The organism is Cupriavidus sp. KK10 (assembly GCF_018223725.1).
In the GTDB taxonomy this organism is placed as follows: domain Bacteria; phylum Pseudomonadota; class Gammaproteobacteria; order Burkholderiales; family Burkholderiaceae; genus Cupriavidus; species Cupriavidus necator.
The window spans coordinates 3014270-3035645 of record NZ_CP073677.1 but is presented as its reverse complement, the minus strand read 5'-3'; the positions used below and the strand labels follow the sequence as shown (position 1 = coordinate 3035645).

Annotated in this window: 20 protein-coding genes; 10 read left to right on the top strand and 10 right to left on the bottom strand. The window is 67.8% G+C overall.

Features of this window, described 5'->3' with window-relative positions:
- Positions 1 to 28 precede the first annotated feature (28 nt).
- Together KB879_RS14370 and ltrA are read left to right on the top strand one after the other, a co-directional pair.
- Positions 29 to 1093: a porin gene (locus KB879_RS14370; RefSeq protein ID WP_153956274.1), complete on the top strand. Its 1065-nt coding sequence runs from the start codon at positions 29 to 31 to the stop codon at positions 1091 to 1093.
- 359 nt (positions 1094 to 1452) lie between these two features.
- Positions 1453 to 2928 (top strand): group II intron reverse transcriptase/maturase, encoded by a 1476-nt coding sequence (gene ltrA / locus KB879_RS14365; protein ID WP_371827415.1) that lies wholly within the window; start codon positions 1453 to 1455, stop codon positions 2926 to 2928.
- A 126-nt stretch (positions 2929 to 3054) separates the two neighbouring features.
- On the opposite strand, the gene aroQ is transcribed toward ltrA, so the two are convergent.
- Positions 3055 to 3516 carry a type II 3-dehydroquinate dehydratase gene (aroQ, locus tag KB879_RS14360; RefSeq protein ID WP_153953383.1) on the bottom strand — a complete coding sequence of 154 codons (462 nt, stop codon included), beginning with the start codon at positions 3514 to 3516 and terminating at the stop codon, positions 3055 to 3057.
- Positions 3517 to 3600: 84 nt separating this feature from the next.
- Here aroQ and KB879_RS14355 point away from each other — a divergent pair, with 84 nt between their 5' ends.
- Complete coding sequence (locus KB879_RS14355; protein ID WP_153953384.1) at positions 3601 to 4548, top strand: LysR family transcriptional regulator; 948 nt, start codon at positions 3601 to 3603, stop codon at positions 4546 to 4548.
- Here KB879_RS14355 and KB879_RS14350 read toward each other — a convergent pair.
- Positions 4545 to 5312: an IclR family transcriptional regulator C-terminal domain-containing protein gene (locus tag KB879_RS14350; protein WP_153953385.1), complete on the bottom strand. Its 768-nt coding sequence runs from the start codon at positions 5310 to 5312 to the stop codon at positions 4545 to 4547. The genes KB879_RS14355 and KB879_RS14350 overlap by 4 nt on opposite strands.
- A 133-nt stretch (positions 5313 to 5445) precedes the next feature.
- On the opposite strand from KB879_RS14350, the gene KB879_RS14345 reads away from it, so the two are divergent.
- Both KB879_RS14345 and KB879_RS14340 read left to right on the top strand, forming a co-directional pair.
- A complete protein-coding gene (locus tag KB879_RS14345) occupies positions 5446 to 7314 on the top strand; it encodes a bifunctional sugar phosphate isomerase/epimerase/4-hydroxyphenylpyruvate dioxygenase family protein (protein WP_211981874.1) in 1869 nt (622 codons plus the stop codon).
- A 45-nt stretch (positions 7315 to 7359) separates the two neighbouring features.
- Entirely contained in the window at positions 7360 to 8184 is an 825-nt protein-coding gene (locus KB879_RS14340; RefSeq protein ID WP_013953458.1) for a 3-keto-5-aminohexanoate cleavage protein, read from the top strand.
- Positions 8185 to 8201: 17 nt separating this feature from the next.
- Here KB879_RS14340 and KB879_RS14335 read toward each other — a convergent pair whose 3' ends face one another.
- The 6 genes from KB879_RS14335 to KB879_RS14310 all read right to left on the bottom strand — a co-directional run bounded on the left by KB879_RS14335 (position 8202) and on the right by KB879_RS14310 (position 14542).
- Positions 8202 to 9092 carry a DMT family transporter gene (locus KB879_RS14335; RefSeq protein ID WP_211981873.1) on the bottom strand — a complete coding sequence of 297 codons (891 nt, stop codon included), beginning with the start codon at positions 9090 to 9092 and terminating at the stop codon, positions 8202 to 8204.
- A 200-nt stretch (positions 9093 to 9292) separates the two neighbouring features.
- The gene (locus KB879_RS14330; protein WP_211981870.1) at positions 9293 to 10474 is read right to left on the bottom strand and encodes a cytochrome c; all 1182 of its coding nucleotides are present in this window, start codon (positions 10472 to 10474) and stop codon (positions 9293 to 9295) included.
- A gap of 31 nt (positions 10475 to 10505) precedes the next feature.
- Positions 10506 to 11330: an ABC transporter ATP-binding protein gene (locus KB879_RS14325; RefSeq protein WP_211981869.1), complete on the bottom strand. Its 825-nt coding sequence runs from the start codon at positions 11328 to 11330 to the stop codon at positions 10506 to 10508.
- Positions 11324 to 12382 carry an ABC transporter permease gene (locus KB879_RS14320; RefSeq protein ID WP_211981868.1) on the bottom strand — a complete coding sequence of 353 codons (1059 nt, stop codon included), beginning with the start codon at positions 12380 to 12382 and terminating at the stop codon, positions 11324 to 11326. Before KB879_RS14320 ends, KB879_RS14325 begins: the two co-directional genes overlap by 7 nt.
- A gap of 4 nt (positions 12383 to 12386) precedes the next feature.
- Positions 12387 to 13403, bottom strand: coding sequence for an ABC transporter substrate-binding protein (locus KB879_RS14315; RefSeq protein WP_153953390.1), 1017 nt, complete (start codon positions 13401 to 13403; stop codon positions 12387 to 12389).
- Between the two features lie 41 nt (positions 13404 to 13444).
- On the bottom strand, positions 13445 to 14542 hold the full coding sequence (locus tag KB879_RS14310) for an LLM class flavin-dependent oxidoreductase (RefSeq protein WP_211981867.1): 1098 nt from the start codon (positions 14540 to 14542) through the stop codon (positions 13445 to 13447).
- A 217-nt stretch (positions 14543 to 14759) separates the two neighbouring features.
- On the opposite strand from KB879_RS14310, the gene KB879_RS14305 reads away from it, so the two are divergent.
- From KB879_RS14305 to KB879_RS14295, 3 genes are all read left to right on the top strand, one after another.
- On the top strand, positions 14760 to 15971 hold the full coding sequence (locus KB879_RS14305; protein WP_153953392.1) for an acyl-CoA dehydrogenase family protein: 1212 nt from the start codon (positions 14760 to 14762) through the stop codon (positions 15969 to 15971).
- A gap of 113 nt (positions 15972 to 16084) precedes the next feature.
- Positions 16085 to 16702 (top strand): cysteine dioxygenase, encoded by a 618-nt coding sequence (locus KB879_RS14300; protein ID WP_013953450.1) that lies wholly within the window; start codon positions 16085 to 16087, stop codon positions 16700 to 16702.
- Positions 16699 to 18321: a rhodanese-related sulfurtransferase gene (locus KB879_RS14295; protein ID WP_211981866.1), complete on the top strand. Its 1623-nt coding sequence runs from the start codon at positions 16699 to 16701 to the stop codon at positions 18319 to 18321. Before KB879_RS14300 ends, KB879_RS14295 begins: the two co-directional genes overlap by 4 nt.
- Positions 18322 to 18392: 71 nt before the next feature.
- Here the strand turns inward: KB879_RS14295 and KB879_RS14290 are convergent, their stop codons facing one another.
- The gene (locus KB879_RS14290) at positions 18393 to 18752 is read right to left on the bottom strand and encodes a type II toxin-antitoxin system PemK/MazF family toxin (RefSeq protein ID WP_153953395.1); all 360 of its coding nucleotides are present in this window, start codon (positions 18750 to 18752) and stop codon (positions 18393 to 18395) included.
- Positions 18745 to 18975, bottom strand: coding sequence for an antitoxin of toxin-antitoxin stability system (locus tag KB879_RS14285; RefSeq protein WP_153953396.1), 231 nt, complete (start codon positions 18973 to 18975; stop codon positions 18745 to 18747). The genes KB879_RS14290 and KB879_RS14285 overlap by 8 nt, the downstream gene beginning before the upstream one ends.
- Before the next feature lie 323 nt (positions 18976 to 19298).
- On the opposite strand from KB879_RS14285, the gene KB879_RS14280 reads away from it, so the two are divergent.
- Together KB879_RS14280 and KB879_RS14275 are read left to right on the top strand one after the other, a co-directional pair.
- The gene (locus tag KB879_RS14280; protein ID WP_041228682.1) at positions 19299 to 19703 is read left to right on the top strand and encodes a hypothetical protein; all 405 of its coding nucleotides are present in this window, start codon (positions 19299 to 19301) and stop codon (positions 19701 to 19703) included.
- 216 nt (positions 19704 to 19919) lie between these two features.
- Positions 19920 to 21374, top strand: coding sequence for a TolC family protein (locus KB879_RS14275; RefSeq protein ID WP_211981865.1), 1455 nt, complete (start codon positions 19920 to 19922; stop codon positions 21372 to 21374).
- The last annotated feature ends 2 nt before the right edge of the window (positions 21375 to 21376 follow it).

Here is a 21376-nt window from a genome sequence, read left to right as displayed (position 1 = left end):
GCCAATAAAACACAGAGACAAAGCTCCAATGCAAAAACGAATGATTGCGCTGCTCGCGTTGGGCGCGGGCAGCCTGCCAGCGCTCGCCCAGACTTCCGGTGGCGTCACGCTCTATGGGCTGCTGGATACGACTATCCGCTACAGCACCCATGAAGACGCGGCCGGCCACGGCCGCACGCAGATGACCGATGGCGTGCTCACCGGCAGCCGCTGGGGTCTGCGAGGCACCGAGGATATCGGCGGCGGCAACAAGGCCTGGTTCATCCTGGAGTCGGGCTTCGCGCCCGACACCGGCACCAGCCAGCAGGGCGGGCGGCTGTTCGGGCGCACCGCGGTGATCGGGCTCGACGGCGGCTACGGCAAGCTGGCGATCGGCCGGCAGTACACGCTGGCCCATGAGGTGCTGTCGTCCTACGAGGCCATGGCCTTCGCCAACAACTCCATCGTCGGGTATCAGGGCGGCAACTACACCGGGCTGCGCTATGACAACACCGTCAAGTACATCAAGAGCTTCAACGGCCTGCAGGTGGCGGCGGCCTACACCTTCGGCGAGGTGCCGGGCAGCATCAAGAGCGGCTCGGCTGCGGCCGGGTCGCTGGTCTACAGCTCAGGGCCGCTGGAGATCGGCGCGGTCTACCAGCAGACGCAGAACGTGACCTCGGCCTTCTTTGGCGCGGTGCCGGCGGCGCTGGCCAGCAAGCAGACGGTGTGGGGTCTGGGCGGTACGTGGAAAGCGGCGCGGGCGCAGTATTACCTCGGCTACACCAATAACCGGCTCGATGTGGCCGACTATCGCAACAATGTTGGGTATGTCGGGACGCGGTTCAATATCACCGACGCGCTCGCGTTCATCGGCACGCTGCAGTACGACTGGCTGCGCCATGCGGGGCAGGGGGGCAAGCGGCTGACCACGGCGGGCATGCTGGACTACAACTTCAGCAAGCGCACCGATGTGTATGTGGAGGTGGACTACACCCACCTGCAGGGGCAGTGGATTGCGTTGAACAGCTCGCCGACGTTTGCTAACAGTGGGAATACTTATGGCAATTCGTCGCGCATCGGGGTGATGGCGGGGGTGCGGCATAAGTTCTGAGTGCGCCGGGAGACCGGCAAGGAGTAGGTGGTGAAAGTCCACTACGATGAAGGAATAGCGAACCACATCGGCCCCGAGCCGTGCGCAGGCTACCGTGAGGTGGTCGGCGAAGCGTCGGTAGGGGAGCGTGTGGGCCAGCCATTGAGCCGCGATAGTTGTGTTGTTCCGGGTGCCGACGCGGTTCAGAACGCGGAAGGCAACATGAAGGGGCGCGTGAACGCGAGTGCCTCGACGACCCGGCGTGGTCAAAGACCCTGGCACGCACGGACGCTCCTTGCGCGGGAACCGGGAGGTCTCGCGTCTGGCCAGTCGCAGCATGGGCTGGTCCGCATCGGGAAGGCGAGGAGCCGTAGCCGATGATGAACGGACGGGAGAAGTCAGACTCCGCCGTAGTAGCGAAGAAACCTGCGAACAACGCCGGGAGACCGACTGCGGAGTGGGTGGAGCGAAGGGCGGGGACCAAGGGGAACACGGGTCAATCCAACACGTGCCGGGCACAGAACCGGGTAAGCGTGCCACAGGGATTGGTACGTGTACGTCAAGCTGCAAGGCAGCGGAAGAAGGAGCGGTTCACCGCGCTTCTGCACCACGTCACGGTCGACCGGCTTCGGGAGTCGTTTTATGCGCTCAAACGCAACGCGGCACCAGGAGTGGATGGCATGACGTGGCGGTACTACGAAGCGGGACTGGAAGAGCATCTTCAGCGTCTGCACACGCAGGTACTCAGCGGAGCGTATCGGGCACTGCCCGTTCGGCGGCAGTACATACCCAAGCCGGACGGCAAGCAGCGCCCATTGGGGATTGCCGCACTGGAAGACAAAGTCGTCCAGCGCGCGGTGGTTGAAGTGCTAAATGCGATCTACGAGGAAGACTTTCTCGGTTTCTCGTACGGGTTCCGACCCGGACGCAGTCAGCATGATGCGCTGGACGCGTTGGCAACGGCCATCATCCGCACCCCGGTGAACTGGATTTTAGACGCCGACATCCGGAGTTTCTTTGACTCGGTCAGCCAGGACTGGCTGGTTCGATTCGTGGAGCATCGGATCGGCGACGAGCGCATCATTCGTCTTGTGCGGAAATGGCTCAAGGCGGGCGTTTTGGAGAATGGAGAACTGAGCGTCAGTGAAACAGGTACACCGCAGGGGTCAGTGGCGTCGCCACTGTTCGCGAACGTGTATATGCACTACGTGTTTGATCTCTGGGCCAACCGGTGGCGACGGCGGGAAGCTAAAGGCAACGTCATTATTCTGCGGTACGCAGATGATGTTGTGGTTGGCTTCGAGCACGAAGCTGACGCGCGGCGCTTCTGGGACGCGATGCGACAGAGGCTGGAGGAGTTCTCGCTTGTGCTTCATCCGGACAAGACGAGGTTACTGGAGTTTGGTCGCAACGCAGCGGCCAACCGCCAGCGTCGAGGTCTTGGCCGACCGGAGACCTTCGCCTTCCTGGGTTTCATCTTTATCTGCGGACGATCGCGTCGGGGTGCCTTCCAGTTGCAGAGGAAGACCCGAGGTGATCGCATGCGGGCGAAGCTCAGGCAGATCAAGGAGGACCTGCGGCGGCGCATGCACGAACCGATTCCTGCGCAAGGAAAATGGCTCAGGCAGGTGGTGCGCGGATACTTCGCGTACCACGCAGTACCAACGAACTCGCGAGCACTCGGCGCCTTCCGTTACCACATTGTTGACCTCTGGCGGCGGGCGCTCCGGCGCCGCAGCCAAAAGGATCACATGACGTGGACGCGGGTCGAGCGGATCGCGGATGCCTGGCTCCCACAGCCTCGAATCCTTCATCCATGGCCCGACCGGCGCTTTGACGTCAAACACCCGAGGTAGGAGCCGTATGCCCGAATCGGGCTCGTACGGATCTGTGCGGGGGGTGCTCAGTAATGGGCATTCCTACCGCGATTGGGAAATGCCGCCGCGCAACGCCCAATGCGCGGTGGCATCTGCTTAATCCGTTTATTCAGCCGCGGCCGCTGTCACCAGCACCAGCGCCTCAACCGCCAACGCATATCCCTTCACCCCCAGCCCCGCCATCACCGCCCGCGCCACCGGCGAGATCCATGAGTGATGCCGGAACGCCTCGCGCGCGTGCACGTTAGAGATGTGGTACTCGATCAGCGGCACCGCCGCGCCCTTGATCGCATCATGCAGCGCAATCGACGTATGCGTCAGCGCCCCCGCATTCAGCACCACGCCGACCATTTCCCCTTGCGCGCATAGCCGCCCGGCTTCATGGATCCAGTCGATCAGCTGGCCTTCATGGTTGGTCTGCCGGCATTGCGCCTCCAGCCCTAGCCGCTCCGCGGCTTCCTGGCAGATGCGCTCCACATCCGCCAGCGTTTCACTGCCATAGACTGCCGGCTCGCGGGTGCCGAGCAGGTTGAGGTTGGGCCCGTTGAGCACCAGTACTGTCTTCATCGTGTCTCCTGGAATCGGCCGCGGCGCTGGCGCGGCCATCGCCGATAGCCTATCGTTACTCCCTTCATCCCATCATCGACCGCCATGGAAACTCAGAATGCGCTGACGGCGAACAATGACCCGTTCCTGCGGGACCTGCGGCTGTTCTGCACGGTGGCGCGGCGCGCCAGCTTTATCGCCGCCGCCAACGAGACCGGCATTTCGCCGGCCCACGTCAGCAAGCGCATCGCCATGCTCGAAGCCATGCTGGGCGCGAAGCTGTTCCACCGCACCACGCGCCGTGTCAGCGTGACCGCCGAGGGCGAGAGCGCCTTTGCGTGGGCGCAGAAGATCCTGGAAGACGTCGACGGCATGCTGGAAGCGGTGGGTGCCACCGGGGGCGAGCCACGCGGGCTGCTGCGCATCGCCACCAGCGTGCGGCTCGGGCGCAGGCATGTGGCACCGGCGCTGTCGCGGCTGCGGCAGCAGCATCCGGGGCTGGAGGTCTGGCTGGAGCTGCTCGACCGGCGCGTCGACCTGATCGGCGAAAGCTTCGACCTCGACATCCGCGTGGGCGAGGTCGAGGAGCCGCACCTGATCGCCAGCAAGATCGCCAGCGGCAGCCGCGTGCTGTGCGCCGCTCCCGCCTACCTCGCGCGGCGCGGCATGCCGGAGCACCCGGGCGAGCTGCCCCGGCACGACTGCCTGCTGCTGCGCGAACGCGACCAGGCCTTTGGCGTATGGCGGCTGCAAGGGCCTGACGGCTGGGAGACCGTGAAAGTGACCGGGCCGATGGCATCGAACCACAGCGACGTGACCCACCAGTGGGCACTGGAAGGCTTCGGCATCATCATGGCTTCGGTCTGGGACGTGGCCGCCAGCGTGCGCGCCGGCGAACTGGTGCGCGTGCTGCCGGACTGGCAGCAGCCGGCCGATGTCTGGGCCGTGACCAGCGCGCGGGCGTCGGCCTCGGCGCGGATGCGCGTGTGCCTTGAGTTCCTTAAGGCGCAGTTGTCGCAGGGACCGCAGGCGCTGGCGACGACGCTGGACTAAAGCACTCGCATGATCAGCAGCGCGGTGTCTTGCAACACCTGCAATACCCGGTCCAGCGCCTGCTGTGCGGTCTCGTCGCCGATCGGCATATTGACCGACAGCGCGGCGATCACCTTGCCGTGGCGGTCGCGCAGCGGCACGGCGATGCCGCGCACACCGGTCTGCAGCTGTTGCTCCAGCATCGCATAGCCCTGCGCGCCAGCCTTGCGGATCTCTTCGAGCAGGCGCTCATGCTGCAGGATGGTGTAAGGGGTGTAGGGCGCGAGCACGACAGATTCCAGCCATTCGCGCACCTGCTGCTCGGGGCGCGAGGCCAGCATCATCACCCCGGCCGAGCCCAGCGGCGCCGGCACCCGTGCCCCCAGCACGAAGCCGGTGCTCATCACGCGGCTGGTGCTGGTGCGGGCGATAAACACCAGCTCCCAGCCATCGAGCACGCTCAGGTAGGCCGCCTCGCCGAGCTGCGCGGTGATTTGCTGCAGGAACGGCTGCACCGTGCGCGGCAGCCGCGCCGAGTCGAAATACGACCAGCCCACCTTGAGCACGCGCGGTGTCAGGCTGAACAGCGTGCCGTCGCTGGTGGTGTAGCCGAGGTGCTCCAGCGTCAGCAGGTAGCGACGCGCAGCCGTGCGCGTCAGGCCGGTCAGCTGCGCCGCCTGCGTGGGCGTGAGGCGCGGATGGTCGTTGTCGAAGGCCTCCAGGATGGCCAGGCCTTTTTCGAGCCCGGCGATCCAGTCGCGCCGGCTCAGCGGTTCTTTTTCCATGGTTAACCCGAATTTCGCGCGAGGGATGATCGCAATGGAGCGATTGTCGCACGCCTACGCGCGAATTGTGGTTGTTGACGGGCCGGCTCGCTCCTAACCTTTGGGGCAATACCGTCGCCACCTCGCAATCGCCATGACCGCAGCCCGCAGGCCTCTCCCGAAATCGATCGCCACCGTCTCGCTGTCCGGCACGCTGCCGGAAAAACTGGAAGCCGCCGCGGCCGCGGGCTTCGACGGCGTAGAGATCTTCGAGAACGACCTGCTGCATTTCGACGGCTCACCGGCCGAGGTGCGCCGCATGGCGGCCGACCTCGGCCTGCAGATCCTGCTCTACCAGCCGCTGCGCGACTTCGAGGCCATGCCGGATGACCTGTTTGTCCGCAATATGGCGCGCGCCGAACGCAAGTTCGACGTGATGGAGCAGCTTGGCGCGGAGATGGTGCTGGTGTGCAGCAATGTGCAGGAGGTGGCCATCGACGACCCCACCCGCGCTGCCGCCGACCTGCGCCGGATGGCAGAGGCCGCCGCGCAGCGCGGGCTGTGCGTCGGTTACGAGGCGCTTGCCTGGGGCCGCCATACGCGCCTCTGGCGGCAAGCGTGGGACATCGTGCAGCGCGCCGACCACCCCGCGCTGGGGCTGGTGCTGGACAGCTTCCATACGCTGTCACTGGGCGATTCGCTGCAGGGCCTGGACGTTGTGCCGGCGGACAAGATCTTCTTTGTGCAACTGGCCGATGCGCCACGCCTGTCGATGGACGTGCTGTCGTGGAGCCGCCACTACCGCAATTTTCCCGGGCAGGGCGACCTGCCGGTGACCGATTTCGCCCGCGCCGTGCTGCAGGCAGGCTACAACGGGCCGTTGTCGCTGGAGGTCTTCAACGACGACTTCCGCGCGGCGCCGGCACGGCTGACCGCGCAAGACGGGCTGCGCTCGCTGATCTGGCTGGAGTCCGAGGCGGGCGGCACGCCGCTGCCTGCGCCGCCGGTGCTGGACGGCGTGGACTTCGTCGAGTTTGCCGTCGATTACGTGGCTGGCCGCGAACTCGCGCAACGGCTGGAATCGCTTGGCTTTGCCCATGCCGGCCGCCATCGCTCCAAGGCGGTCGACCTGTACCGCCAGGGCGGCGTCAACCTGATCCTGAATGCCGAGCAGGACTGCGCCGCCGCCGAGCACTTCCAACTGCACGGCCCGTCGGTGTGCGCCATCGGCCTGAAAGTGGACGACGCACGCCGCGCCGTGGCGCGCGCCCGCACGCTGCTGTGCAAGGAGTGGCGTGAGCCGGTGGGGCCCGACGAGCGCGTGATCCCGGCGCTGCGCTCGCCCGACGGCATGCTGTTCCACCTGATCGACGACCGCGACGCCGACCGCAGCATCTATGAGAGCGACTTCGTGCTCGATACGCCCGTGGGAACCGTCCACCACGGCGCAGGGTTGTCCGCCATCGACCATATCGCGCAGGCGCTGCCGGCGAACCGGCTCGACAGCTTCGTGCTGTTCTACCGCTCGGTGTTCGCCATGCAGCCGGAGGCCGTGCATGAGATCGCCGATCCGTATGGCCTGGTGAAGAGCCGCGCCATGGTCAGCCCCGGCCAGCATGTTCGCATCCCGCTCAACGTGTCCGAGAGCGGCCGCACCGCCACCGGGCGCTTTGTCGCCGCTTACGCGGGCTCGGGCGTGCACCACATCGCCTTCCGGTCGGAACGCATCGGGCAGACGCTGGAAGCCATCGACCGCACCCGCGCCGCGATGCTCCACGTGCCGGACAACTACTACGACGACGTGGCCGCGCGGCTCGCGCTCGACGACGCGCTGCTGGAACGCCTGCAAGGTCTCGGCCTGCTCTACGACCGCGACGCCCACGGTGAATTCCTGCATGCCTACACCGAGCCGTTCCACGAACGGTTTTTCTTCGAACTCGTGCAACGCAGCGGCTACACCGGCTACGGCGCGGTCAACGCTTCGGTGCGCATGGCCGCACAGGCGCAGCTGCGGCACAGCTGAACATCATCGTCACCCGCTCACAACATTCCCTACAGGAGACATTCCATGCAAGAGCCGTGCATCATTTCCGTGGCCATCACCGGTTCCGTGCCGCGCAAGAAAGACAACCCGGCCGTGCCCATTTCGGTGGCTGAACAGATCGAAAGCACGCACGCCAGCTATGAGGCCGGCGCCACGCTGGTTCACCTGCACGTGCGCGACGAACTGGAAAATTCGAGCTCCGATCCGACACGATTCGCCGCGCTGCAGGAAGGCATCCGCAAACACTGCCCGGGCATGATCGTGCAGTTCTCCACCGGCGGACGCGGCCGCGAGGCCAGCCAGCGCGGCGCGATGCTCCATCTGCGGCCAGACATGGCTTCGCTTGCCACCGGCTCGGTCAACTTTCCCACCAGCGTCTACGAAAACCCGCCGGACTTCGTGCGCACGCTGGCCACCACGATGCGGGAATTCCACGTCAAGCCGGAAATCGAGATCTTCGACCTGGCGATGCTCTACAACACGGCGGAACTGGTGAAAGAAGGGCTGATCGCGGCACCGCCGCACGTGCAGTTCGTGTTCGGCATCCGCAATGCGCTGCCGGCGCGGCGCGAGATCCTGGCGTTCCAGGTCGAGCAACTGCAAACGCTGTTGCCGGGCGCGACATGGACGGCCGCCGGCATCGGCCGCCACCAGCTGGAAGTCAATCACTGGACGCTGGAGCTCGGCGGGCACTGCCGTACCGGTCTGGAAGACAACATCCGCTGGGACAAGGACACACTGGCGGCCAGCAACGCGCAACTGGTTGGCCGCGTGGCGCAGCTTTGCTGGCAGTACGGCCGGGCGGTAGCAACGCCGGCACAGGCGCGGTCGCTGCTCGGGCTGGACTGACGGCGGCAGCGGGGCGGCTATGTCGCCCCGACGGGCCGCCCCGGCAGTTCCCGGTCGCGGGCCGCCGCCACAGTGCCACCCACGCCGCTGGCGGCGATCAACGCAACGCCGAGCACGGACCACGCATCGGGCAGATAGGCGAATGCCAGCCAGCCGCCAAGCATCGCAAAGGCGATCTGCAGGTAGAGATAAGGGGTAAGCAGGCTGACCGGCGCGCGCGCATAGGCAAGGATCAGGAACAGATGGCCGGCGGTGCCGGCGAGCGCCATGCCAGCTAGCAGGCACCAGTGCAATGCCGTGAGTTGCGAGGTCCATGCGCTCGGCAGCGCTGCCGAGAGCAGCACCGTGGCAACGCAGCCTGTATAGAAGTGCGTGGTTCCGACGCCATCGGCACGGGTCAGCACGCTGGTCAGCAACTGGTATGCGGCATTGGACAGCACTGCCCCCAGCGGCAACAGCATCGCGGGCTGCAGGCCGGCGCCCGGCCGGATCACCACCAGGGCCCCGACAAATCCCGTCAACAGGAAGAGCCATCGCACGGCCGACACGCGTTCGCCAAGCATGGCCGCCGCGGCCAGCGCCATCGCCAGCGGCGTCAGGCTCACAACGGCGGTGAACTCGCCTACCGGCAGGACTTGCAGGCTGAAGAACGCGCATCCGCTGGACAGCAGCATCGCCACCGCACGCGCGCACTGCAGCAGCGGCCGGCGCGTGCGCAGCAGGGCGCGGCCGCGAGCCGGCAGCAACACCGCGCCGGTCAGCGCCGCCTGCGCCAGGTAGCGCAGCCATAGCGCCATCACGACTGGCACGGCCGCGCCGGCGATCTTTGTCAGCGTGTCGAGCGCAGCGAAGCAGGCTACCGCCGCCACTATCAGCAGGATGCCTTGCAGTTCCCGGGCCCCTCTCATGGGGCTCACGCCGCAGGCCGGCAAGCTGCGCTTGCCACGGCCATCCCTGTCTGCATCATGTCACCGATCCACGTTGGCTTTGTCTTCGTGCGCAGGTTACTGGCAGGAGCGAGGGCAATCAGCGCAATGGATGGAAAGTCAGAATTCGCTGGCAGCGAATAATCCGGGAGGACGACGGCCAAGGCGCGCGGTGGACGCGATCAATGGATAAAGCCGCCCTTGACGAAGCGCACCGGCTCGGCGTCCATGCGCAAGAGCAGGGCGGTCAGGCCATCTGCTGGTTCCGCAGCATTGCGCGGGGTGTTGGCGCTGGGCCCTGATACGCACACAAGGTCTGCATCGGACCATTGCCGGCCGGGCGCACCACGCGCGCGCAGCCACCCGGTGCGGTCAGCCAGCAACTGGGTGCCTGCCAGCCGTGCGGGCGATTCACCGGCGATTGCCGCCACCGCCTGCCACGCATGCGGCGACGTGGCCGTGCAGCCGGCGCGAAGGCGCGGCACCTGCGCCGGCAGGCGCCCGTCGGGCGTGACCAGCACGGTCAGGAAGCGGGGATCCTCATACGGCAGCGGAGCCGCCCCGTCGACAGCCACCAGCCGCACGCGCTGGTCCGCGCGCCACTGCGACAGTGCCAGAGGCGCGGCATCGACGCAGCGGACGGCCATTTCCGGCAGCCGCAGCGGTACCGGCCAGTTGCCGTCGGCACCGGCGCCGCTGCCAGCCGACAGCGCCTTCATGTAGTCGACCACGGCCCAGGCCTCACCGTCGCCCAGAATGTCGCGGAAGGCCGGCATGGTGGGCTGGCCATGACGGTCGCGCATACCGGCCAGCACATGCCAGAACAGCTCGCCATCGGCGCGGCGCGCCAGCAGCGGACTGACCAGCGTGGGCGGCCACTGCGCCAGGCTGGCGGCCAGCGGGCCTTCCCCGCGCCCGTCCGCGCCGTGGCAGTTGGCGCAATGCTGCGCATAGACCCGGGCGCCGAGCGCGATGGCGTCGACGGAGAAGCGGGTAGGGCTGGCGTGAAAGCTGGTCGGCGCGGCTGGCACCAACAGCAGCGCTGCGCTGGGCCAGGGAGCCGCCACCAGAGCGAGCGCGCCGGCGGCAAGCAGTACGCCGCGCTGGCGTCTCCAAGCCAGCGCGGCGGTAATGGCCAGCACGGCAAAGACAAGGGCGCACAGGCTCAGGCCGACCTGGCGCGCGAGGCCCAGGTCGATCAGCAGGGTTTCGCCCGCCACACGCCGCGCCCACGGCCACGCGGGCTGGCCGTGGCTGTCGCCGCTCAGGCCAAGGGCATGCCAGAGCGACAGCAAGCCAAGCTGGAGTTTCTCGATCAGGACCATTAGTCCATTGAGCCATGCCTGCGGAGGCGGGCCGCTCATCTGGCGGCCCACGAGGTGAAGCGCAACGCCATTACCAGCTCGCGTCCAGCCCCAGGTGGCGCAGCGCTTCGTGCCGCAGCCCGGTCAGCCGCGGATCGCCGCGATGGCGCGGGTAGGGCAGGTCGACCCGGATCTCCGCCGTGATGCGTGCCGGACGCTGGCTGAAGATGATCACGCGCTGCGCCAGGAACAGCGCTTCCTCCACGTCGTGCGTGACCAGCAGCGCCGAGAAGCGCGAGCGTTGCCACAGTTCAACCAGGTCGCTCTGCATTGCCAGCCGCGTCAATGAGTCCAGCTTGCCCAGCGGCTCGTCCAGCACCAGCAGGCGCGGATCGTTGACCAGCGCGCGCGCCAGCGCAACGCGCTGCGCCATGCCGCCGGAGAGCTGGTGCGGGAAGGCGCGGGCGAAGGTTTCCAGCCCTACGCGCCGCAGCGCGTCATCCACGCGCGGGCGCTGGCTTGCCAGCACGCCGCGCGCCTGCAGGCCCAGCGCGACGTTGTCCCATACGCGCCGCCACGGGTACAGCGTGGGGTCCTGGAACACCACGATGCGCGACGGGTCCGGCTCGGTGATCGGGGTGCCGTCCTGCAGGATCTCGCCGGAGGCGGGCTGGTCCAGCCCTGCCACCAGCCGCAGCAGCGTGGACTTGCCGCAACCGCTGGGCCCCAGCAGCGCGACGAATTCGCCCGGTGCGACGCTCAGGTCGACGTCGTCCAGCACCTGCAGCCGGTCGCTGCCGCTGCCGAACCAGTGGCTGACCTGATGGATGTCGATGCGGGCACCGGTCAGGGCTTCCGCGGCCTCGCTCCCCACGGCGTTGACTTCCCTCTCCCGCCGTTCTGCAACACTCACCATTTCACCGTCCCCTTCTGCCACGACAGCACGCGATCACGCGCCACGAACAGCAACGTGATCACGCCCGAAAACAGCAGCGCCATCACGATCAGCGCCGCATACATATTGACGTACGAAGCCCAGCCCTGCGCCCACGTCAGGTACCAGCCCAGGCCCGACTTCACGCCCATCATCTCCGCCGTGACCAGCACCGAGAACGAAGCGCCCAGCCCCATGAACAGGCCGACGAATACCTGCGGCAGCGCCGCCGGGATCGCCACGCGCAGCACCAGGAACCAGCCCGAGGCGCCCATGGTGCGCGCCACGTCGTAGTAGCTCTTGTTGACGCCGGCCACGCCTGACCACGTCAGCACCGCCACCGGGAAGGCCGTGGCCAGCGCGATCAGGAACACCGCGGCGGAATAGCTCGACGGGAAGAAGTAGAAGGTCAGCGGCAGCAGCGCGGTCGACGGCAGCGGGCCCAGCACGCGCAGCACCGGATGCACCCAGTAGCCGATGCGACGCGACCAGCCGATCGACACCCCCACCAGGAAGCCGGCCAGTCCGCCATAGGCCACGCCCAGCCCGAGCAGCCTGAGCGTGTTCAGCACGCTGTCGCCGAGGCGCCGCCAGTCGTCGGCATAGACCTCGATCAGCGCCTGTGGCGGCGCGAAGAAGGGCGTGGGCAGGATGGCGGTCTTGGCGGTCAGGATTTCCCACGCGGCCAGGGCCACGGGCAGCGCCACCAGCCACGGGCCCGCGGCGCGCAGCTCGGCCAGCGCGCGTTGTGCCGCCCGGACCCGCTGGCCGGCCAGCGCAACCAGCGCCGGCAACGCGGCGCCCGCCAGCGCGGCGATGCCCAGTTCCGCCGTATAGGCCCAGTCGCTGAAGCCCACCGCCTGGTTGGGCCACAGCCACGTCAGCGCGCCGAACGCGGCCCACGCCAGCGCGGCGAGGATGCCGGTGGCCCAGACCGGGCCGGACGCGCGCGCGCTCGCGGCAGCATGCGGCACGGGGGCTGCGGCTGGCTTGCGCGCCAGCCCGGCGTCGAATGCAGTTTGGCTTGTCGTCATGGCATCACCCCAGGACATTGGCGTAGACGTGCTGCGCCAGGCGTTTGGCATCGGTGGTCTTCTTCAGCACGCCGATGCGGCGGAAATCATCGGCGTAGAAGGCGATCTCGTCGCGCAGGTCGACGCCGGTCGGGTGGTGGGTATAGGTCAGCGTGGCGTAGAGCTTGCGCAGGTCTTCCGGGTTGATCTTGGGCGAGTACCTGGCGAAGACCCTGGCGGCCTCGTTGGGGTTCTCGTTGACGTAGTCGGTGGCCTGCACGATGGCGCGCGCCAGCGACGTGGCGGCGGGGCGGTCGTTGCGCACCAGCTCGCCGCGGGCGCCGACCACGCAGCAGACCTTGCGCGCGTACTCGCCGGTGAGGTTGGTGGCCAGTTCCACGTAGGCGCCGTTGGTGCGCTTTTCCAGCAGGTAGAGGTTGGGGTCGCCGTCGGCGATCGCCTGGATCTCGCCCTTGTCGACCGCCACGCCCAGCAGGTCGGCCGGGTACTGGCGCCAGGTGATGTCCTTGTCCGGGTCGATGCCGTTCTTGGCCAGCAGGATGGTGAAGAAGTGCTTGCCCGGTGCCGCCAGATCGCTCACGCCGACGGTCTTTCCCTTCAGCTGCTGCAGGCTGGTGACCCCCGCCGCTTTCGATCCCACCAGCCGCACGCAGCCGCCGTGCGAGCTGCCGATGATCTTGACGTCGAAGCCGGCTTCCAGCGGCTTGAGCCAGCGGTGGATCATGCCGACCGCCGCATCGGCCTTGCCGGTGGCAATCGATTCCAGCAGCTGGTCGGTCGAGCCGCTGTAGTTGATCAGGTCGACCTGCAGGCCGTTCTTCTCGAAGAAGCCCTTCTCCTGCGCCACCACGATCGGCGTCAGGCAGAAAGAGTTCTGGTTCCACGCGAAGGTCAGCTTGCGCGGCGCCGACCAGGCCTGGCGGCCAAGGATCAGCGACGGCGCGGCGATGGCCGCGGCGCCGGCCAGCCGCAGCACGCTGCGCCGGCGCGGGTCGGCGTGATTGTTGTTGTCCTGGCTCATGGTGAGACTCCCCGTCTTCGTTGTGTTGTGTGGTGAGGCCATCAGGCGGCCTTGCGCTCCGCCCGCTGCGCGGCGTCGTGCTGTGCCACCAGCTCGCGCACGCGCGGGATCAGCTCGCGGCCATAGTCGATGGCGTCTTCGAGCGGATCGAAGCCGCGGATCAGGAAGGTGGTGACGCCCAGTTCGTAGTACGCCAGCAGGGCCTGCGCCACCTGCTCCGGCGTGCCGACCAGGCCGGTGGAGTTGGAGCGCCCGCCGGTCTCGCGCGCGATCGCGGTCCACAGGCGCTGGTCGACCCGGTCGCCTTTGTCGGCCGCCGCGAGCAGGCGCCGTGCCCCTTCGCTCTGCTGCGGGCCGCCGCGGCTGTAGCCGGCCTGCACGCGCAGGGCGCGGGTGCGCTCCAGGATGCTGTCGGCGCGGGCCCAGGCTTTTTCTTCGGTCTCGGCCAGCACCGGGCGGAATGACACCGAGAAGCGCACCGTGCGGCCGTGCTGCGCGGCTTCGGCACGCACGCGGCCGGTCAGCTCGCGCACCTGCTCGAGCGACTCGCCCCACAGCGCGTAGACGTCGGCATGCTTGCCGGCCACGGCCAGCGCCGCTTCCGAGGCGCCGCCGAAATAGATCGGCACATGCGGCTGCTGCACGGGCTTGACCTCCGAAAAGCCCTGCGTAAAGCGATAGAACTGGCCTTCATGGTCGAACGGCGCGGGCTCGGTCCAGATGCGGCGCAGGATGTGCAGGTACTCGTCGGTGCGCGCATAGCGCTGGTCATGGTCGAGGAAGTCGCCGTCGCGCAGCTGCTCGCTGTCCGAGCCGCCGGAGATGAAGTGCACCCCGAGGCGGCCGCCGCTGAACTGGTCAAGCGTGGCGATCTGGCGCGCGGCCAGCGTCGGTGCGGTAAAGCCGGGGCGGTGCGCCAGCATGAAGTGGATGCGCTCGGTCACGCTGGCCGCGTAGGCGATGGTCAGCGTGGCCGACGGCCCGGTGGAATGGTGCGGCACCAGGATGCGGTCGAAGCCGGCCTGCTCGTGGGCCTGGGCAAAGGCGCGCACATAGTCGCGATCGATCACCGGACCTGACGGCGGATGGATCTCGGACTGCTTCTGGCTCTGGATCATGCCGATGAAATCGACGCTCATGCGCGCTCTCCTGTGTTCGGTGAGGGCGGCAGCGTGACCGCCCGGATGGTGTTGGGCTGAGGCAGAAAGTACGACAGGCGCGCGCGCTCGCTAACGAATAAAAACGACGGTCCATATTCAATAAGCGTCGTTTTCGTAATGCGGTGCCTGCGCTACGCTAGGCGGCATTCGGTGCGGGCAGCGCGCCTCGTCGTCATCCTTCCCGGAGTCTTTTTCCATGTCTTTAGCGTCTACCCTGCGCAGGCTGCCCAGCAGCGAAGCGCGCCTTGGCGAGGTACTGGCCGGGCTGTCCACGCGCTTTGCCGCCAGTGCCGGCGCGCACGATGCCGCTGCCAGCTTTCCGCACGACAACTTTGCGCAGTTGCACGCCAATGGCCTGATAGCGCAAGTGGTGCCGCACGCGCAGGGCGGCGGCGGGGCGGGCCTGGCGCAGGCGCGCCGCATCGTGGCCGCGGTGGCGGGCGGCGATGCCGCTACGGCGCTCGTGCTGACCATGACCTACTTGCAGCACCGCGCGATCGCCCGCGCCGATTCGCACTGGCCGCAGACCGTGCGCGACCAGGTCTTTGCCAGCGCGGTGCAAAACGGTGCGCTGATCAACGCGTTGCGGGTGGAACCGGAACTGGGATCGCCGGCACGCGGCGGCCTGCCGGCCACGGTGGCCACGCGCGTGGCCGACGGCTGGCGCATCAGCGGGCGCAAGCTGTACAGCACCGGCATTCCGGCGCTGCGCTGGCTGGCGGTATGGGCGCGCACCGATGAGCCTCAGCCGCGCGTGGGCGTGTTCCTGGTGCCCGGACCGGCGGCCGGCATCGCGGGCGTGCGCATCGTCGAGAACTGGAACCACCTTGGCCTGCGCGCTTCAGGCAGCCATGAGACCGTGCTCGACAACGTCTGGATCCCGCCTGACCACGCGGTCGATATTCGTTCGCCCTCAGCATGGGCGCCGGCCGGCGCCAGCCAGGCCGACATCGACGCCAACGCAGACCAGCAGGCCTGGATGATCGTGCTGCTGGGCAGCCTCTATGACGCGGTGGCACGCGCTGCCGCCGCATGGATCGGCGATTTCGTTCGCGAGCGCGCGCCCGGCAGCCTGGGCGCGCCGCTGGCCACGCTGCCGCGCGTGCAGGAAGCCATCGGCGAGATCGCCGCGTTGCTGCGGACCGATCAGGTGTTGCTGGACGATGCCGCCGCGCGCACTGACGCGGGCGAGGCGCCCACGCCGGCCGACGGCGGGCTGCTCAAGTACACGGTGACGGGCAATGCGATCCGCGCGGTGGAGCTGGCGCTTCAGCTCTCGGGCAACCACGGCCTGAGCCGCAACAACCCGCTCGAGCGCCACTACCGCGACGTGCTATGCAGCCGCATCCATACGCCGCAGAACGATTCCATCCTGGTCGCCGCCGGGCGTGCGCAGCTTGGCCTGTAAGCGCGGGCCTGCCTGGCCGTGCTATGTTTGCAGCAGCACCGCCCCAAAGAGGGCCGCGCCGCAGGCGCCCGGCGCGCCGGCAAACCAGAACGAGACACTTCGGAGTCATTCCCATGGGCAGCACCCCCACCCCCGACAGGCTCGCGCCGCTGCGCGACTTCATCACCGGCCTGGCCGAGCTGCTGGACCAGCACCCGGACGAGCCCCGCATCCTGCGCGAAGGCGGGGCGCTGCTGGCAAAGCTGGTCGCGCGCGACGACTGGCTGCCCGAAGCCTGGGCCCAGTCGCATCCCGAGTACTACCAGCAGCACCTGCTGCATTGCGATTCCGCCGAACGCTTCTCGGTCGTCAGCTTTGTCTGGGGGCCGGGCCAGCGCACGCCCATCCACGACCACACCGTTTGGGGCCTGATCGGCATGCTGCGCGGCGCGGAAGACTCGCAGCCGTTCGCGCTCGACGCCGGCGGCCGGCCTGTACCGCATGGCGACGCCGTGCGCTTGCTGCCCGGGCAGGTCGAGGCCGTGTCGCCCACGGTCGGCGATATCCACCTTGTCAACAACGTGCATGACGACCGCGTCTCGGTCAGCATCCATGTGTACGGCGCCAATATCGGTGCGGTGCGCCGTTCGGTCTATGCCGAGGACGGCACGCGCAAGCCCTTTGTCTCCGGCTATTCCAACCGGACCCTGCCCAACCTTTGGGACCGTTCCCGCGAAGTCGCCCAGTCATGACCACGATTACTGCTACGCAAGCCGCACCGGCCTTTCCGACGTACTCGCGCGACGCGGTGCGCAAGGCGCTGCTCAACCGCGACGAGATCGCCTTGATCGATGTGCGCGAGGAAGATCCCTTCGCGCAGGAACACCCGCTATGGGCGGCCAATTTCCCGCTGTCCAGGCTTGAGATCGAGGCGTGGGCACGTATCCCGCGCCGCGACACGCTGATCGTCGTCTACGGCGAATACGCCGGCACTGACCTGGCGCCGCCCGCCGCGGCCGTGCTGCGCGAGCTGGGCTATACGCGCGTGCACCTGCTGGAAGGCGGACTGAGCGCATGGATCGACGACGGCGGCGAGGTGTTCCGCGACGTCAACGTGCCGAGCAAGTCGTTCGGCGAAGTCGTCGAAGCCAGGCGCCACACGCCGTCGCTGGCGGCCGAGGAAGTGCAGGCATTGATCGACACCAAGGCCGATGTGGTGATCGTCGATGCGCGCCGCCTCGACGAGTACCAGACCATGAGTATTCCCACCGCGACCAGCGTGCCGGGGGCCGAACTGGTGCTGCGCGTGCGCGAGCTGGCGCCCGATCCGCACACGCGCGTGATCGTCAACTGCGCCGGGCGCACGCGCAGCATCATCGGCACGCAGTCGCTGGTCAACGCGGGCATCCCCAACCCGGTGGCGGCGTTGCGCAACGGCACCATCGGCTGGACCCTGGCCGGCCAGCAACTGGACCACGGTGCCAGCCGCCGCGCCCCCGCCGCGGTCAGCGACGCCAACCGCGACAGCGCCTGCCGCGGCGCGCGCGAGATCGCCGACCGGGCCGGCGTGCGCCGTATTGCGCTGGCCCAGATCGAAACGCTGCAGCAGCCCGGCCGCACCGTGTACCGCTTTGATGTCCGCACGCCCGAGGAATTCGCCGACGGCCACCTGCCGGGCTTTGTCAACGCGCCGGGCGGCCAGCTGGTGCAGGAGACCGACCATTCCGCTCCGGTGCGCGGCGCGCGCATCGTGCTGGCGGATGATGACGACGTGCGCGCCAGCATGACCGGCTCATGGCTGGCGCAGATGGGTTGGGACATCTGGGTGGTGGAACCGGTGGCGGCGGCAGAGCGTAGCGAAACCGGCGCGGTCAGCGCACCGGTGCCGGCGTCAGCGCCGGTATCGATCGTCACTGCAGCGGAACTGGCCACGTGGCTTGACGCAGGCGATGGCAGCACCGCTGTCCTCGACTTCACCACCAGCGCCAACTACGTCAAGCGCCATATTCCCGGCGCGTACTTCGTCATTCGCGCCCAGCTGGCCGACGCGCTGCCACGCATCCCGCAGCCCAGGCGCTACGTGCTCACCTGCGGATCGAGCCTGCTGGCGCGCTTTGCCGCCGCCGACCTGCGGCGCCTGACCGATGCGCAAGTGTTGGTGCTGGAAGGCGGCACCCAGGCGTGGATTGCAGCGGGACTGCCGCTGGAAAGCGGGGAAACGCGCCTGGCCTCGGAACGCACCGACCGCTACCGCCGGCCGTATGAGGGCACCGACAACCCGCGCGAGGCGATGCAGGGCTACCTGGACTGGGAGTTCGGCCTGATCGCGCAACTGGAGCGCGACGGGACGCATGGGTTCAGGGTGGTGTAGGGCCGCTGCATGATATGCACTGACGCTGCATATCATGCAGCGAGGCCGGCGACGGGGCGAGACCGGAAGGCCTAGAGGCGGAGCAGCAGACGCATGGCCTCTTCCACCTTGCGCAGGTGATTGGCCGCCAGCGTGGCCACCGGCCGGCCGCCCATGAACCGGCGATTGGACACCGCTCGGACCTGGTCGATCAACAGGTCCGTCTCATAGGCTAGGCCAGGCAGCTTGCCCAGCGCGACCCGCAACGGAAAACAATCCTCGCGCTCGATTTGTGATGTGCCCGGCACGATGATCGTGGTCGGATGGCCGGCGTCATTGAGCAAATCCGTCTGGATGACCAGTGCCGGCCGGTTGCGCTTGGCCGGCTCTTCCCGATGCGTCTGTGGATTGAGGTCGACCTCCCAGATCTGCCCGCGCTTCAGCTCAGTCAAGCCCGTCTCCGGCCGATCCGTCCATGTCTTCACTGGCGGCAAGGTGCTTTGCCGAGAGCTTGCGGGAAAGCATGGCGATACGGGAGGCCATTTCCCGCTCGTTTTTCTCGCGCACGGCATCGCGGATGTAGTCGGAAGTTTTTTGTCCCGATGCCTTTGCCAGCGCGCGAGTCTGGTCGGCCAGTTCTTCGCCGGCACGGAAGGACAACGTCGTTCCTTGCATGAATGGCTCCGTACTTCGGTAATACGGAAGTATAGCGCTCATTTGTCCCTCATTTTTGTATTACAAAACCACTAACAGATGGATGCTCAGACCGGCTTACAGGGTTTGGAAGCAGTGACCAGAGCGTAGCTGGGGGAGCGAATTGGGCAGAAATTAGAGGAGTCTGAAAGCCCTCGCAGGCGCCGATCTCTCTGCAGCAAGGGAACGAACGTAACGATTCCCTGTCAATCGTAATCGTTACGTTACAATGCTGTCCTGCAGCATCCCACCGGCCAGCCCCGACAGCGGGCCCCGGCAGCGATGCCGTCAATGCCCCCGATCCAATGCGACTGTTGTTCCTCCTGCTGACTGCCATGTGCTTGTCGCTGCTCTCCTTCGGAGCAGTGGCGGACGCGCGCGCGGCGTTGCAGGCGCAGGCCAGCGTTGACCTGGTGGACCTGGCGGCGGTGCAGCCTGTCGACGACCTGGGCCGGATCATCGTGCCCGGCGACGACGGCTTGCATGACGACGATATCTGCGACGACCCACCCCCCGGGTATTGCAATATCTGGTCGGCGGACCTGCTCGATCCCCTCGACCTGCTCGACGAGATCGAGGAATCCAGTGCCCTGATTGCCTTGCCGCCAGTGAAGCTGCTGCTGCCTTCTGGCGACGTCGCCCAGCATCCGCCTGGCCGCGCCGAGCCGCCGCCTTCGGCCTTCTTCCGGCCACCCATTTCCCGCGCCTGAGCGTTTTCTGCGCCCGCACCGCACGCGCTGCCGCATGCAGCCGCCGTGCCGTGGGCCGCGCCCCCTTGTCTGATATCGCCAGCCTGCCTGCTGCCTGACCGCGCGGGCAAGCCGCTGCCGTTGTGCGTCCTGCCGTGATTGCGTCCAAGTGACCGCTCGCCCCGGGGCGAGCGGCAGCATGGCGACAGGCAGCCGTATTGCTTGCTTTCCCGACTCATGACAACAACCAAGCTGACCCTGATCGCGTCGCTTTCGCTGATCGCGCTCGCCGCTGCCCCGGCCCATGCCGGCGCGCAAGGCGGGGTGTCCCCGAAGCCAACGGACGCGGCCGGTGCCGCGCCTGCCGCCCCCGCACTCCTGACCAAACCTGCTGCCGCACCCATGCCGGGCTCCGCCATCCTGGCGGCCACGGCGGTGCCCAAGCCCGCATCCGCCGTATCGGCCGGCGCCCAGGCGGGGCCCGCCTACTCGCTGCCCCAACTGCTCGACCTGGCCCAGTCCACCAACAAGGGCGTGGCCGCCGCCGAGGCCGGTGTCGATGCCGCCAGCGCCGCCATCAGCAGCGCGCGTGCCTATCCCAACCCGCAGGTGGAGGTGATGTACGGCCGCTTGTCCGGCAAGCAGCCGGGCGTGACCAGCGGCAATGCGCCCAGCTACGCCGTGGTGCAGAAGCTGGACTACCCGCACCAGCGCAGCCTGCGCGAGGCCATGGCCACCCGCGGGCTGGAGTCGTCGCAGGCCATGCGGCAAGGCTTCCGGGCCGACCTGGCCGCCCGCGTGAAGACCGCCTACTACGACGTGCTGCGCCGCGAGAGCGAGCTGCATGCCGCCGAGGAAGACCTGGCGATGATGCGCCAGATCCATTCGCGGGCGCGGCTGCGCGTGGAGGTGGGCGAGGCGCCGCGCTATGAACTGATCAAGGCCGAGACCGAACTGCTGGCTTCGCAGAAGAACCAGCAGACCGCCGAGTTGCGCGTCAACCAGGCCAAGGCCGCGCTGCGCCAGCAGGTGGGCGGTGCCATGCCGGGCCAGTATTCGCTGGCCGGCTCCCTGGGCCAGTCGCCCGACGTGCCGCCGCTGCCGGTGCTGCGCGACACCATGACCGCCAGCAATGCCGAACTGGTCCAGCGCCGCATGGAGCTGGAGCGCGCACAGCTGGGCGTGAACTACCAGAAGTCGCTGCGCTGGCCCGAGGTGGCGGTGCGCGCCAGCACCGACCGCCAGCCTGACAACAACGTCTCGCAGATCGGCCTGGTCCTGACCATCCCGCTGTGGGACCGCCGCAGCGGCCCGGTGGGCGAAGCCACGGCGCAGGCCACGCAGGCGCGCAGCGCCCTGGAAGCGCGTGAGTTCGAGCTGACGCAGGAGCTGGAGGCCGCCTACCGCCAGTACGAGATCAACCAGGCCCAGGTGACGGCGCTTGAGTCTGGCATCGTGCGCGAGGCCGAGTCGGCGCTGGGCGTGGCCGAATCCGCCTACCGCTTCGGCGAGCGCGGCATCCTGGACTACCTCGATGCCCAGCGCGTGCTGCGCGGCGCGCGCAATGAGCTGATTGCCGCCCAGTACGACGTGCAGGTGGCCGCCATCCAGATCGAAAAGCTTATGTCGACCGCCCCGGGCGCTACCGCAGCGCCGGGCCTGCAGCCGACCTCCACCATCGAACAGAAATAACC